The organism is Mesobacillus sp. QJM3NY_10, assembly GCF_056173465.1.
The window spans coordinates 4,494,311-4,508,468 of sequence record NZ_CM149675.1 but is presented as its reverse complement, the minus strand read 5'-3'; the positions used below and the strand labels follow the sequence as shown (position 1 = coordinate 4,508,468).

Sequence of the window (14,158 nt, the reverse complement as noted above, 5' to 3'; positions counted from 1 at the left end):
CCTGCGCTTCCTTCGTTTCGCTAAACTAAAGGAGCAAAAGGTACGTCCCTATGCTTCTCTATGCTTCCTCCACCTCAATAAGCTTGCTCCTCGTACATTCTTCGTGAAAAGCGCGCAGTCGTTTCGTCCTTACAAGCAGTTTCCCAAAAAACTCTTCCCATTCGGGCACGCGTTTCATTTTTTTATAAACGGTACGCAGTTTTTTCAGCAAGCGTGCGGCCTGCTTGTAGCTGCTGCGGTTTTTCATCTCGATTAAATCGCCGACCATCTGGTGGTACAGCGGGATCAAGACTTCAGGAGCTTCTTTTTGTAAAATTTTAATCCGCTCACTTGAAATCGAATTATATTCAAAGCCAAAGTAAGACTGCAATTCGCTCCATTGTTCGAACTGGCCTTTTTCAAACAAAGAATCTTCATATTCGTAAAAGCTGTATGGCATCGCCTGTGCCAGCGCCCGGTCATAAAGCTCGCCGCGGCCAATTTCCCTCGTAAAAGCGCCAACCAGCTTCAACGCATAACGCGTGAATTTTTTACAAGCATAATAATCCCCGAGGTGCTTCAGGTAATTCCGCAGCTGTTGGACAAGATATTCGATGAATGGTCCCATCCGGTTCCACTCACGCTGTACGCGGAAGCCATCAAGCCAATAAAACATATATGGAAGCGAACCAACAGGGAGAGCGGTGAACCGCTTCAACGCTTCCCCATCCTGCTTCGCTAAAACAAGCTGATGAATCAGAGCAATTTCCTCAATCTGATCCCTCTTGTCATCGCCAAAAGCTTCAAGTCTCTTCCGTTCAGCCTCACGCCATCCTGAATTTTTTAAAAGCTTTTCCCACAGCAACCGATACAAATCGATTCGGTCATAGCCAACTGAAGCATCGGGCACCGTTAAACCGATTGTTTCGTCCTTTAGTTTTTCCAGAAACGCATCAAAAGAAAACGGCATCGTCCCATAAGCAAGACGCTCAATGTATTCCTCGGCATCATTGAACAGATCCTCGAAAAGCGGCCTGTAATACCGGTCCATTGTTGGTTCATCATCGTGTCCAAGTTCGCGGGCCAGTTCTGTGAGCAGATTAAAAGAATGGACCGACGCTGCGATCATATAAAGATTTTTCCATACGACCTCCAGCGGAGCGGAAACCTCAACTCGCCGAACATAGGAACGGAACAATCCAGGCACAACATAAGCCCTCGGTTCTCCCTGGCCCTTGATGATTTCTTCGAAGCTCTCGCGGAAAGAGGCGGCCCAGCTATCGTAATCATGTCCCGCCCGGGTATCCTTCTTAACCAGATCCTTCGCGCGCTGCAAGCCCCATTTTTCAGCATTCAGCTGCTCCTTCGCAGGCTTGCGCCAGGCTTCAACCCAGTCGGATACACTCGCGACATCACCATAAGCCTGTAAAAACGCAGCCAGGCGATGGCGGCAAAACGACCCAGCAGGGCAGGTACAACTGCTCTCTTCAGGATCTGAAACATTTATGTACACACGAACCGGCGTCACGTCCTGGACCGTCGCCCAAATCGACTTCACCATATACTTCAGGTGGTGGACCGTCCCCTGGCGATAGAGCATCAGCCCTTTCTGGACAAGACGCGCATCCTCCTCGACCTCCGGCTTTAGCATCGTATTCAATTTTTCGGCAGCTTCTTTAAAAATCGGTGCCTGGTTATCAGGTATGACAGCCACAGCGATTCCCCCGTTCACCTACATCAATAGCACATCAAAAGCACTTTTAAGACATAATTCGACAAGCACAACAAACATACTTTGTTAAAATTATATTCGATTATACGAAAAAACATATTCTTCTATTATACCCAAAAAAGAGGTGTTAGAGGAGGGGATATGTGTTTTTAAAAAAAGGGAAGGGATTTCCGCGAAACTTGTAGAATAGAACAATCAAGGATACCAATTAGTGACAAATGCGATTTAAGGTAAAATATTATTTTAATATTAGTTTTTTTTCAGATAAAATAAAGATAGATAAGAACAGAACCTGGGGGACAAAAGATGAATAATCGAGTAGAAGTACTTCGTGGCCTTTTAAATTATCATTATTATTCATATAAGCTTAGAGATTCAGAACAAGTTCCCGGGGTTTGGAAAAAAGCCACACTGCTGATTTTGCTCAGTGGTCTGGTTTTTGGGGTTAGTGCATACTTTGGAATCGGGTCAGAGTATTTATCGAAACAACTGGCCAGTGTATCGCCAGCAGAGTATGAAATGCAAAAGTTGTTATTCATGATTGGTCAAACCATCCTGGGACTGTTCTTTGGTGGAGTGATGATTTTCCTTCCGGCTTTATTTTTTTGGACTTTATCAGACCTTGAGCTAAAAAAATTGGTGGCTGTCCAACTTTTCGTCATGCCGGTTTTACTCTTAGAAAAAGTTCTAGTAATCCCTCTGGCTATATTGCTTGGACTGACGGAGATTTCATCCCCCTTCTCTCTGGGCATCCTTGCGCAGTACATAACAGGCAATGAGTTTTTGATCCAACTTCTGTCGACCATGTCCATATTCAAACTCTGGATCATCTTCATTGAATATAAATATCTTAAAATGATGATGGAAAGAAACCCAAAGATCATCCTTATTATCGTCATTTCTATCAATCTCATAATCTGGCTGTTTGCAGCACTTTTTTCATTCATCCAATTTGAAAAGATCCTATAGAGGAGGTGCGCCATATGAAAAAGAAAACCACAATCCTGCTAACGGCAGGCATCCTGTTTGTATCTGCGAACTTATATTTGGCATTAAAGGATGAAAGTAAAGCAGAGCGCTCTTCTTATATTAACAAGTGGTCAACAATTGGCAAGGAAAGCCTGACAGAGACACTGCAGGCATCTGGTGTCGTCACCCCTAAAGATGAGCATCATATATACTATAATGAAGTTTCCGGAGAGTTCAAGAGCTTCCTGGTAAAAGAAGGGGATAAAGTCGACAGCAGCACCACTCTTTTTGAATATTCCTCTGATAACATTGATGAGGATTTGGCAGAACTGGAAGCGGAAAGAAGTCAACTTGTAAGGGAATCAACTCTGATTGAAGAACAGATTCAACAGCTTCTCTATCTGCAGTCTGTCTCCATCTCCTCCTCAAATAACAGTGCGCCAGTATTCGGAGACGGCTCTTCGGGAGGTGACTCCTCAGATTTATTGCTTGTGTCGATTGAAAAAGAAATATACGATAAGCAACTTGAAAAAAGCAGAGTGAAGACTGAAATCGATAAATATGATGATTTAATCGATTCTTATGATGGCAGTGATGAGCTTGGCAGAAGCAGTGAAGTTGCAGGTACAGTGAAAAAAATCAATTATGAATTGAAAAATCCGATTATCACCATTATCTCTGATATTCCAAAGGTCGAAGGGGTTTTTACAGAGAAAGATTTGAAGAATGTAGAGGAAGGTATGGAAGTCTACATTAAATCTGACTTATTCAAAGGGACTGTCGGCGGTACACTGACAAAAATTGCTGAATACCCTGAGACAGATCCATCTGTGAAAAATGAAAGCCACTATCCTTTTGAAATTGAACTAGAGCAGGACGAGAATCAGGATCCGATTATAAAAGGAACCCATGTTGATGTCGATGTCGTCACAAACCAGGTTGTAAATGCATCAACGGTTCCAGAAAAGTCGGTAAAAAAGGGCAAGAAGAACAGTTACATTTATGTATTGAATGATAAAGGTGTAGTTGAGGAACGTAAGGTCAAAAAGGGCTTGACCGAGGGTAATAAGGTTGAAGTGAAGAAAGGCGCAAAATCTGGAGAAATCGTCGTGAAAAATCCTGATAAAGTCCAGCAGGTAAATAGTCCATTCTTTAACAGGCTGAACATAGAATCACTTAAGAAAAAAACCTTCACAGAAGAAGGAAAAAGGACCATCTTCAAGCATATTATGGTGGGTTTTTTCAAGTAAGCAAAGAGGCGGTTCTTTTTGCTTCCTTAGTTTATTCTTACAAAAAAAGGAACGTTTAAATCGAACGTTCCTTTTTTAATGGAAAAAATCGTCTTGGTGATATTTCCTAAATTATGAAACTGCATTCAAGTTCTCTACGTATATTGTATATCTAACCAAAATGACATTAGAATCGATACTCACCGGAATAGGCTTAGTTTAATTCTACAAGTTAAAAAGTAAAGGAAAACTCATTGGGAGTGTTCAATGAGAAGGAATGAAAGGTTGAGGTCCATTTGGATGGTGCAATTGGGTTTACCATATTTTTGTTTGTTTCTGTAGTAATCTTTTTATTGGCCAAACACAAGGAAGAAATCAAAAAGGTAAGCATTAAAAATCGAGTGATTGTGATTGCTGCATTTGTTTTTCTTATCGGATTTTCTGCTATAACCATCTACTACGCAGGAAATTGGATCGCAGGATTTTTAAAGAACGGATCATTGAAATTTATATTTCAGATTATCTGGATGCTGATTATTTTAGGTTTAACAGGAAAGGTTTGGGATTTAGTTTTAAGAAGAGTGAAACGGGAATCTGGGATCGTTTAACGAATTGACGTCCGTTAAATAGAATGAGAATCAGGCTGTGGGACTTTTTACCAGTCATAATACTCTATAAGATAGTACAGTTGTTTAACACTTGTACGACCGTGAAAATAAAAAAGATATTAATGGTTTATAAAAATAACCCAGTGGTAAAACAAAACAGGCACCTATTTAGGTGCCTGTTATTTAATAGAATCGTTTAAATCCATCAAAATGTTTCTTATAATAGGAATTGTCCAGGCTGGAAATGACAACGCCGTTATCACTTGCATGGATGAATTCATTATTTCCGAGATAAATACCCATATGAGAGATGCCAGGTTTATATGTATTTTCAAAGAATACTAGATCGCCGGGTTGTGGGTCGTTCACATAGTAAGAACGACTGTAATAGCCTTCTGATGAATAGCGGCCCATCTTCATGCCGGCTTTGTTGAAGGCATAGTAGATAAATCCGCTGCAATCAAAACCCTCTGGTGTGCTTCCGCCCCAAACATAGGAAACACCGATTAGGTCCTGTGCAATGGCAAGTACTTCTGAATCAACAGTAGGGACAGGCTGCTTTGCAGGTGCCTGGACTGGTGCAGAAGGTGTAGAATCTGCCTTCTTGCTCACCAGTAACTTTTGTCCGACATAGATCATGTCCGATTGAAGGTTATTCAGTTTTTTAAGCTCATGGACGGACATACCGAATTGTTTGCCAATTCCGCTCAATGTGTCTCCTGATTTAATGATATATTCAGATTGTGCTGGAGTAGTTGGCTGAGCCGGTGTCTTAGGCGCATTAGAAACAGGTGCTGGCTGACTTGTTATTGGTGCCGGTGTAGTTTCGGATGAACCGTTGGATACCTTAAGCTTTTGGCCAGGATAAATCAAGTGGCCGCTCAAGTTGTTCCATTTCATAAGATCACTAAGTGTGATTTTATGCTGGGAGGCAATCTTACCGAGCGTATCGCCGCTTATCACAACATAAACAGAAGTTGCGTCCGTATTGGCAGCTGGTTTTGCGGGCGCAACAACGGGCTTAGTCACAATCGTAGGACCTGGAACTGTTAATGTCTGGTTCACATAAATTAAATCAGAAGATAATTTATTGGTCTTCTTTAAATCAATTACAGTTGTTTTATATGTATGAGCAATACGGGATAATGTATCCCCTTTTTTAACAGTATATGAGTCTGCGGAAGCGATACCGGAGAAGGCAGAAGTCAGAATAGCGGCAGTCATAAGAGAAGCGGCTTTTTTCTTCAACTTTCATCAACACTCCATTCTAGTAAAATATAGAAATATTCTATCATAATAAACCAGGTTAATATACATGATTCTGACAAATTGTAGCAAAATGTTCCAGTAAGACATATTACTTACTGGAAAACTATTTACAAAGCGAATCGTTTTTAATAGAATAATGTCATTGTAGACAGAAACAGGAGGATCATAAGGTGAGATCATCTGAGGAAAAAACAACGGCAATGAATCAAGAACTTGTTTTAGATGTCATTAGAAAGACCTATGAAAAAGGGAAGAGTAATCAAGAAATCACAATCCAAAAGCTTATGGAAGATTTAATAATAGATTTAAAAACCTGTTCAGAGTAAAACTGGCAGCCTATTAAAAGGGCTGCCAGTTTTTTTATGCGGCGCAACCTCCATAGTCTCGTCCGTCATATTGCGGCAGTATATGCAGTATATTAAGAATAAATTAATTTCAAAGGGGGAGCCCATTTGAAAAAAGTGCGGAAAGCAATTATACCCGCTGCCGGGTTGGGTACGCGATTCCTTCCAGCCACTAAGGCAATGCCTAAGGAAATGATGCCAATCGTTGATAAGCCAGCGATCCAGTATATTGTAGAAGAAGCAGTAGCATCCGGGATTGAAGAGATTATGATTGTGACAGGTAAAGGAAAACGAGCCATCGAGGACCACTTCGATTACTCACCAGAGCTTGAGCGCAATCTAGAGAGTAAAGGGAAGTTGGAGCTCCTTGATAAGGTGCGATACTCTACCAATCTCGCGGACATTCACTATATCCGGCAAAAAGAGCCGAGAGGACTTGGGCATGCTATTTGGTGCGCGCGAAATTTTATCGGTGATGAGCCGTTTGCTGTGCTGTTGGGTGATGATATCGTCAAAAGTGAAACTCCATGCTTAAAGCAACTGCTTAATCAGTATGAAAAAATCCGTTCATCTGTAATTGGAGTTAAAACAGTTCCTGATGAAGAGACATACAAATATGGAGTTATTAACCCATCGATGCAGGAAGGAAGACGTTACCAGGTCGAGAGCTTAGTAGAGAAGCCTGAACCTGGAACTGCACCATCCAATCTTGCAATTATGGGCAGATATATCCTCACACCGGAGATCTTTATGTTTTTGGAAGATATGGAACCTGGAGCAGGAGGAGAAATCCAACTAACTGATGCAATTCAAGAACTAAATTACATTCAAAGAGTTTTCGCTTATGAATTTGAAGGAAGACGATATGATATTGGAGAAAAAATCGGCTTTATTAAGACGACCATTGAGTTTGCATTGCAGGATGATAAATTACGGAATGAGATATTGAACTATTTAGAATCTCTATTACACCGAGAAAGTTAAATGATGTTAGTGGAGTTAATTTGAGAATAATCTAAATATTATATTGACTAGGTATTTAGTCCTGTATAGCATAGTAAGTAAATATATCTATAAAATGGACGGGATAAGGCATGAAAGTAGAAAGCGTTATTGTTATTATTAATAATTTAATAAGCAAAAGACAATATGGTAATGCAAGGGATCTGATAAAAAAAGAGTGGACGCGAATCACAGAACCTCTCAATTTTTCCAAGTTAAACAACGAAGCAAAAGAGTTCGTTAAAGTGATAGCGAAAGAACAAGAGAGTTCAGATTTCATTTTACTAAGTGAAAAAGATAAAAGAATCCTTAATATGCTAAATGAAGCAGTCCGTGAAGTTAAACTTCCTTATGCGAGAAAGCTGTTCTTTGAACACAAGGAATTATTCCAATTGGTGCACTCGCAAAAATGGCTAACGGAAGATGCACGTTTTATGTGTTTTGCCTGGGAGAAGAATGCTTAACGAATTGAGTGAATTAGACTAGAGTAAATGCGTTTGTAAGGTTAGCTTTGAACTCTGAAATAACATACAGAAATAGAACATACTATAACCATTTTAAAAAGCAAAGATGCCCATCAACCAAATAAGAGTTGTGGGCATTTATGGTTTGGTAGCAAACGTCCTTTAATCTGTTTAGTGGGTTTTTAAAGTGTTCCCGCTAGATAAAATTGATAATTATGTGTCAGCACCTTAGGTTTATTGAATCGAACAAGCTGAAGAATAGGGACGTAATACAGAATGCCCCTAATTTTCTGGTATATTTCCGACTGATTCACCAGGGATGAGCGTTACATAAATCCGCTCGTTTTCTGCTGGTTCGTTGGCGATCAACTTCAAGAGGTGTTCAGCTGAGACAGCTCCCCATTTTCGTTCGGAATAGTCGATGGTCGCTAGTCTTGGCTGAGTGTATTGAGTGAGTTCGATGTTATCGAATCCGATGATGTGGATGTCTTTTCCGACTTCGTACTTTGTTTTGGCAAGGTAGTTATACATCCCGATGGCCATTTCATCGTTCAAACAGAATACAGCAACGGGTTCAGTGAATTCTTTGATGATTTGTTTGGCAGCCTTCTCGCCAGCAGGCTTATTAAAATCACCTGGAAGTTCTTGATACTCGATGTCACTGTATCGTCCCACCGACTGGCGCACTGCTTCGACCCGCTGTGTGGCATCGTATGATCCTTCTGGGCCAGTAACAGTGTAGATTTTACGATGACCCTTCTCGATCAAATGGTCAATCGCTAAGGTTGCTCCAGAAGTATTGTGCAGTAATACTTGATTTATATTAGGATGGGCCAGCTCTCTATCCATCACGACGATTTTATGTCCGGCGTCCGCGTGCCTGATTAACTCTTCGCTGGAAAAAAAGTAATCTAAAACGATGGCACCATCAATCATCCGTTCAGGAATAAACCGATGGGACTCCTTGCCGCTGCAGACAATCATCTCGTATCCCTTGTTGTTGAGGGTATCCTGAATGCCCTGAAGCAGCTGCCCGTAAAACGCGCCCCCATAATTGGTAAGGAAGACTCCGATGATCTTTGTTTCCCGCTTTTTCAAGGAGCGGGCCGCAGCGTTAGGGACATAGTTCAGTTCCTTCGCAATGGCAAGGATCTTCGCCGCCGTCTCTTCAGTCACCTTTGGGCTGCCATTCAGAGCGTAGGAAACAGTCGATATCGACACGCCTGCTTGTTTCGCAATATCTTTAATACTTGCCACGATACTCTCTCCTGTCTGTTCAGTAACTCTCTATTTATTATAACTTGTGAACGTTTTCATCTATAGTTTATTTTTCAATTTATATACAATGGCCTCGTACGGACGCAATTTTTTAGCAGGGAAGTCATAGTTACGGACAATGATTTCACCGTCACATAATAACGAACTTTCAACTTCTCTGCCGGTAAAATTGCACACGACACGCCATTCTTCATTTTGATAGTTTCGAGCGTAAGCAAATACTTCCGGTTCGCTGTCAAGAAGTCGATAGTCTCCATAAACAATCAGCTCATTGCTTTTACGCAGCTTGATCAGTTTTTTGTAAAATTGGTAAATGGACTTATCACCATTTATATCATTCTCAACATTGATGGCCGAATAATTAGGATTAGTCCCAACCCACGGAGTTCCTTCTGTAAAACCAGCATTGTCTTCAGCATTCCACTGCATAGGCGTTCTTGCATTATCGCGGCCTTTTACATAAATTGATTCCATGATGTCATCATGGGCAAAACCTTGCTCCTTGCGTTCTCTGTACATATTGATAGTCTCAATATCGCGATAAGATTCAAGCTCAGGGAACTGTACATTCGTCATCCCGATTTCCTCACCCTGGTAAATGTACGGAGTACCACGCATTAAATGGAGCAGGGTTCCAAGCATCGTGGCACTCTCATAACGGAATTCCTGGTCATTCCCCCAGCGCGAGACGATGCGCGGCTGGTCGTGGTTGCTCCAGAATAAACTATTCCAGCCTTTGCCCGCAAGGCCAGTCTGCCAGTTAGATAGGACTCTCTTCAAATCGTCCAAGTCAAGCGTCTTCAAATCCCACTTTTGTCTGCCTGCCTGTTCATCGAGCGCGATATGCTCGAATGAGAACACCATATCCAGTTTCTTCCATTTAGGACTAGTAAAGAGAATTGCTTGTTCCAAATCTGCTCCGCCAGTTTCACCGACAGTGACGATGTCCGCACCCTCAAGAACTTCACGGTGCATTTCCTGTAGATAAGTATGAAGGAGGGGGCCATTGGCGATAATCCCCTGGTCTAGTTCTTTCGCGATCAAATCGATGACGTCAAAACGAAAGCCTTTGATCCCCTTGTTGATCCAGAAGCGCATCACCTCGTAAATCGCCTCGCGTACAGGAGGGTGGTGCCAATTCAGGTCTGGCTGCTTCTTGCTGAACATATGCAGATAGTACTGACCAGTTTCTGAGTTTAATTCCCAAGCGCTGCCGCTGAAAATTGACTGCAGCTCGTTCGGCGGCCCGTCGTCCACGCCATCCCTCCAGACATAATAATCCCTGTAAGGGTTATCCTTGCTGCTCTTTGATTCAAGAAACCATGGATGCTCATCGGACGTATGGTTTGCGACGATGTCCATCATGATGCCGATTCCACGTTTATCTGCTTCAGCTATGAGCAGGTCCATATCTTCCATTGTGCCAAACTCGGGATGAATCTGATAATAATTGCTGATATCATAGCCGTTGTCATCATTTGGCGACGCATAGACCGGACATAGCCAGATCATGTCGGCTCCAAGTTCCTTAATATAATCCAGCTTCGAAAGGATCCCCTGCAAATCGCCAATCCCGTCTCCGTTCGAATCCTTGAAACTGCGAGGGTACACCTGGTAAACCACGGTTTTATGCCACCATTTGTTGTCCATATTCAAACCTCCTTCATAGAAAAAACACATGCACCAAGCAATAGAAATTGAAAAAGGAAGCGGCCTTGTGGGCCGCTTATTTTTTTACAAGTAGACTTCGATTGTATTATTTTCTGAACTCAATTTCTCAAGCTCAGCAGCGCTGATGCGGTAGCCGCCGTCACGATAACGGTTGGCAATCTGATCCGCAGCAACTTCCTGTCCGTTGATCTTCACACCAACTTTTTTTCCAAAATGGTAAACGAACGTCACTTGCTTCCCGTCAATGTTGAACGTGAACTCAAGTCCGTCTTTTTCCGTTGGAAGAATTGGATCGATCACCAGATCCTGAGCTTCGCGGCGGATGCCAAGCGCGTTTGAAATCAACTGGTTCATATAGATTCCAGGGCCGCTTGAGTAGATTCTCCATCCTCCTTTTACTGGAGCTGAGCCATCGCGGAGCTTCTCGAAATTCTCCGCCGCCTCATAGCGAGTATTGAACTTGCCGTCAGAGCTGCTGAAGTAGGCATTGCTCTGGCGCAGTTCTGCGTTCGGAACGACTTTCTGGATGCCAATCGGGTTAATTGTCTGCAGGCCATTCCAAACCTCATCGACCTTGCCCAGCTTCGCCATTGCCTCCACAAAACGGATGTGGGCATGGACATATTGCAAGCCGATTTCACGTCCGAAGTTGGCTGCCTGCTCGGCACGCTTGAAGTTGGTGCTCACTCCGCCTTTATAGGTCGCAGGTCGGTCCATCAAGCGCACTCCATCCGGGTGGTACAAACGCTCTCTGATGATTTGATAGTGAGATTCTGCCTGTTCCGGTGTCAAAAGCTCACCGATCATGCTTCGCGTCATTGGCAGCAGGCGATATTGAATACCTGTTTTTGAATCCGTAGGATGGACCATCAGTTCAGGCTTGTCCGCTTGCTCCATGAACACGAAGCCTGGGATTGTTTCTGTAGACAGCATGTATTTATTGAAATCTTCCTTGATTCCCGCTGCCATCGTGCTCAGTTCATCTGCAAGCAGTGCATCATCTTTTTGTAAAAGTGACGCGAAATGGCTTACTACCTGGTAAGTCAGCGCAACCGTCCAGCTGCTGGCCATATACTGCTTCAGCTGTGCATTCGCCGGCTGGAGTGTGTCATCCCAGTCGCCATCTCCGTAGGAAGATAAATACGTATCATGTAAAAAATGATCCTTGATATATTGGAGCTGCTTTTTCACATGGTCAAGCAGTGTTACTTTTTCATCTGTGAATTCAAAGCTGCCTTTTTCCGTATATGGAAGCATTTCATTTAAAATCGTGTAATCGTCCGTTGCACGCAAGTATTCAACGATGACCTTCAACGGCCAAACGATGATGTCCCCATGGCTTTCTTCCTGCTGGAAGCGGTAGTAGTTGTCGAACATGAACCACTGCGGCCAGTTACCGTCATCACTGTATTGATGAGAGTAAACCGTCTTGATGATGTCTTTCACATTTTCATATTTTTGCGTTGCAATGAAGTACTCAGTTGGTCCCTGGCAGACATCACGCGTTCCCCATGCTGCGCCGCCATACTGCTCAAGGCCATGCGGCACAGAGTAATGGACGAGCATATTATGCGTGTACCACCATGCAAGTGCGTTAATTTTCTTGAGCTCTTCCGTCGCTTCTCCATTCTGTGCAAGCTTGAAGCCATTCATTGTTTCTGCGAAAAATTCGCGGTACTTTTCGATTTCTGTATGTGCATCAGCATCTACGAACGGAATTTCTTTTCCATCAAGGAGGCCTTGAACGGTGATTTTCCACTCGTTCGTCGGCTCCATCTCAACAACTGCCAATGATACTGCATCTGCTTCGATATTCTCGCCGAATACGCTTGAATCCTTCACTTTGAATTCACTGCCGATTTGCATGCGATAGCTCAGGTCAGGAAAGACGTTCGAGCTGTCGGATTCTTCTACCGCTGTAAAAGTAAGGACATTTCCGTTTTGCTTCAGGTTATAAGGCTGTGCATATTCATTGTTGTTCATCGAAACCTGGTTTGTCACAAGATAGCGGTACGCTTTACCGTTTGCAGATCGTACCTGCAGCTGTAATTGCGGTGATTCCACGGCTGTGTGAGTTGTGATGATGATCATGTCATCATTTGTCTTGTAGTACCAACGACCATAATTGAAGCCCATCTCAAACATCGAAGGCATCGTCAGCAGACGGTATTCTCCTTCAATTTCAATATAAACCCTCTGACCGGAAGTCTTCATGACATTCAGCGCGCTGCGGGCATTCGTCAGCATCTTGTTGAAAGAAGTATTGCCCACGACGATGTGCGAGTTGAAAATTCCGTACATATATAAAGTAGTAGTAAGGACATTTTTGATGTTGTCGACGTTTCCGCCTGTCATCAGGATATGTCCGTGCGGACGCTCAACCAGCAATTCTTTTTCCTTTAAAACGACATGCTCATGCTGCTCAGTGAAGAAAGAGAGCAATTCATCGCCGGATGTTTCTTCCTGATGGCGGTTAGGGAACAGCTCATCGATTTCTTCTTTTGACATGGAAAGTGTTTCTAAAGGCTTTCCGAAAGAAGGGGAGAGTTGAATTTTTACTAATTCAGCAGTTTGATCAGCTTTTAGTAATTTTACATCTTCCCATGCGGCAGCCACTTCGTCAGCGAACTCTAATTGTGTAACCGCTGCTGGATGATTCTCTTTAAAAATTCCATAGAATACGAAATGCGCATTGCCATCAAGAGTCACTTTTTCAGACTGCAAGGCAGTGTATGCAAATTCATATTGATAGATTTCATTCGCGAGATTCTCTTCCGTTAAAATTTCAGGGATGTCTGTTTCTTTATAAGACAATCCGAAAAATTGAAATCCGTCAGTCGAAAATCCTGTTGCATTCGTCAACGATCCCTGCTGTACATAAGGGAAGCGTCCTTCGCTCATCGGTTGATTCTGACGCGAGCAGACGACATAGCCTTTTTCTGCGTCATCGAAAACATTGTGGTCGATATACTGTGACATATACGCTTCGTTCGTACGGACAGCGCCCTTGTCAGCAAGGCCCATGTCCTGCCCGTAGACGATATCGATCACCAAATTGCTTCCATTCACTTCAACATCCCAGAACCAGACTCCGCCCTCAGCCAGGGTAAAAGTTACCTGATATTGAAGACCGGCTGCCTCGCCCTGATAGAAAACTTGATTATCGGAGTGACTGACTTTACTTTCTGATTTCAAACCAAGCAGGGGATAGAACTGGATTCCATTTTCCCCATGGATTCTCAAATATAAGTTATTCATAGAGCCATCGATCGGATTCGAAAGCCACTGGTTGATCATCGTCGATTTATTGGCGATCTCATAGACATCGCCGCTATTCAAAAACGTAAAGCTTACATCATTTGCCTGTAGGGTGAACTTTGACTGTGTCATCGGTGTCACTTCTTTCCTTTTAGGTTTGTGTCATTTGCTGAAAACTGGTATGTGTTAAACGGTATTAAGCGTTATCTTATATTAAAGGGTTTATCGTGGTATTAAAGCCGAGCCAACTGGTCTGGTATTAAATTTCGTCATTCCGAAACAAATTGGGTTAACCGTAATTAAATCGGCTCTAACCGGTAATAAATTTGTTCTAACCGGAATTATTTTAGCCTCA

General features: G+C 42.7%; 11 protein-coding genes. 6 read left to right on the top strand and 5 right to left on the bottom strand.

Features of this window, described 5'->3' with window-relative positions; genetic code table 11:
* Window positions 1–58: 58 nt before the first annotated feature.
* Entirely contained in the window at window positions 59–1,693 is a 1,635-nt protein-coding gene (locus AC0VX7_RS22560) for an SWIM zinc finger family protein (RefSeq protein WP_475426024.1), read from the bottom strand.
* 324 nt (window positions 1,694–2,017) lie between these two features.
* On the opposite strand from AC0VX7_RS22560, the gene AC0VX7_RS22555 reads away from it, so the two are divergent.
* From AC0VX7_RS22555 to AC0VX7_RS22545, 3 genes are all read left to right on the top strand, one after another.
* Window positions 2,018–2,680 carry a hypothetical protein gene (locus tag AC0VX7_RS22555; RefSeq protein WP_475426023.1) on the top strand — a complete coding sequence of 221 codons (663 nt, stop codon included), beginning with the start codon at window positions 2,018–2,020 and terminating at the stop codon, window positions 2,678–2,680.
* Window positions 2,681–2,694: 14 nt separating this feature from the next.
* The gene (locus AC0VX7_RS22550) at window positions 2,695–3,930 is read left to right on the top strand and encodes an efflux RND transporter periplasmic adaptor subunit (protein ID WP_475426022.1); all 1,236 of its coding nucleotides are present in this window, start codon (window positions 2,695–2,697) and stop codon (window positions 3,928–3,930) included.
* A gap of 275 nt (window positions 3,931–4,205) precedes the next feature.
* Complete coding sequence (locus AC0VX7_RS22545) at window positions 4,206–4,517, top strand: hypothetical protein (RefSeq protein ID WP_475426021.1); 312 nt, start codon at window positions 4,206–4,208, stop codon at window positions 4,515–4,517.
* Between the two features lie 183 nt (window positions 4,518–4,700).
* Here the strand turns inward: AC0VX7_RS22545 and AC0VX7_RS22540 are convergent, their stop codons facing one another.
* Window positions 4,701–5,765 carry a C40 family peptidase gene (locus AC0VX7_RS22540; protein ID WP_475426020.1) on the bottom strand — a complete coding sequence of 355 codons (1,065 nt, stop codon included), beginning with the start codon at window positions 5,763–5,765 and terminating at the stop codon, window positions 4,701–4,703.
* A gap of 191 nt (window positions 5,766–5,956) precedes the next feature.
* On the opposite strand from AC0VX7_RS22540, the gene AC0VX7_RS22535 reads away from it, so the two are divergent.
* The 3 genes from AC0VX7_RS22535 (at window position 5,957) to AC0VX7_RS22525 (ending at window position 7,596) form a co-directional block, all read left to right on the top strand.
* Window positions 5,957–6,112 (top strand): YwzD family small protein, encoded by a 156-nt coding sequence (locus AC0VX7_RS22535; RefSeq protein WP_475426019.1) that lies wholly within the window; start codon window positions 5,957–5,959, stop codon window positions 6,110–6,112.
* A 126-nt stretch (window positions 6,113–6,238) separates the two neighbouring features.
* The gene (gene galU / locus AC0VX7_RS22530) at window positions 6,239–7,114 is read left to right on the top strand and encodes a UTP--glucose-1-phosphate uridylyltransferase GalU (RefSeq protein ID WP_475426018.1); all 876 of its coding nucleotides are present in this window, start codon (window positions 6,239–6,241) and stop codon (window positions 7,112–7,114) included.
* A 110-nt stretch (window positions 7,115–7,224) separates the two neighbouring features.
* Entirely contained in the window at window positions 7,225–7,596 is a 372-nt protein-coding gene (locus AC0VX7_RS22525) for a hypothetical protein (RefSeq protein ID WP_475426017.1), read from the top strand.
* A gap of 282 nt (window positions 7,597–7,878) precedes the next feature.
* Here the strand turns inward: AC0VX7_RS22525 and AC0VX7_RS22520 are convergent, their stop codons facing one another.
* The 3 genes from AC0VX7_RS22520 to AC0VX7_RS22510 all read right to left on the bottom strand — a co-directional run bounded on the left by AC0VX7_RS22520 (window position 7,879) and on the right by AC0VX7_RS22510 (window position 13,935).
* Entirely contained in the window at window positions 7,879–8,853 is a 975-nt protein-coding gene (locus tag AC0VX7_RS22520) for a LacI family DNA-binding transcriptional regulator (protein WP_475426016.1), read from the bottom strand.
* Window positions 8,854–8,913: 60 nt separating this feature from the next.
* Window positions 8,914–10,524, bottom strand: a complete 1,611-nt coding sequence (locus tag AC0VX7_RS22515) for a glycoside hydrolase family 13 protein (protein ID WP_475426015.1) — start codon at window positions 10,522–10,524, stop codon at window positions 8,914–8,916.
* Window positions 10,525–10,608: 84 nt separating this feature from the next.
* A complete protein-coding gene (locus tag AC0VX7_RS22510) occupies window positions 10,609–13,935 on the bottom strand; it encodes a GH36-type glycosyl hydrolase domain-containing protein (protein ID WP_475426014.1) in 3,327 nt (1,108 codons plus the stop codon).
* Window positions 13,936–14,158 lie beyond the last annotated feature (223 nt).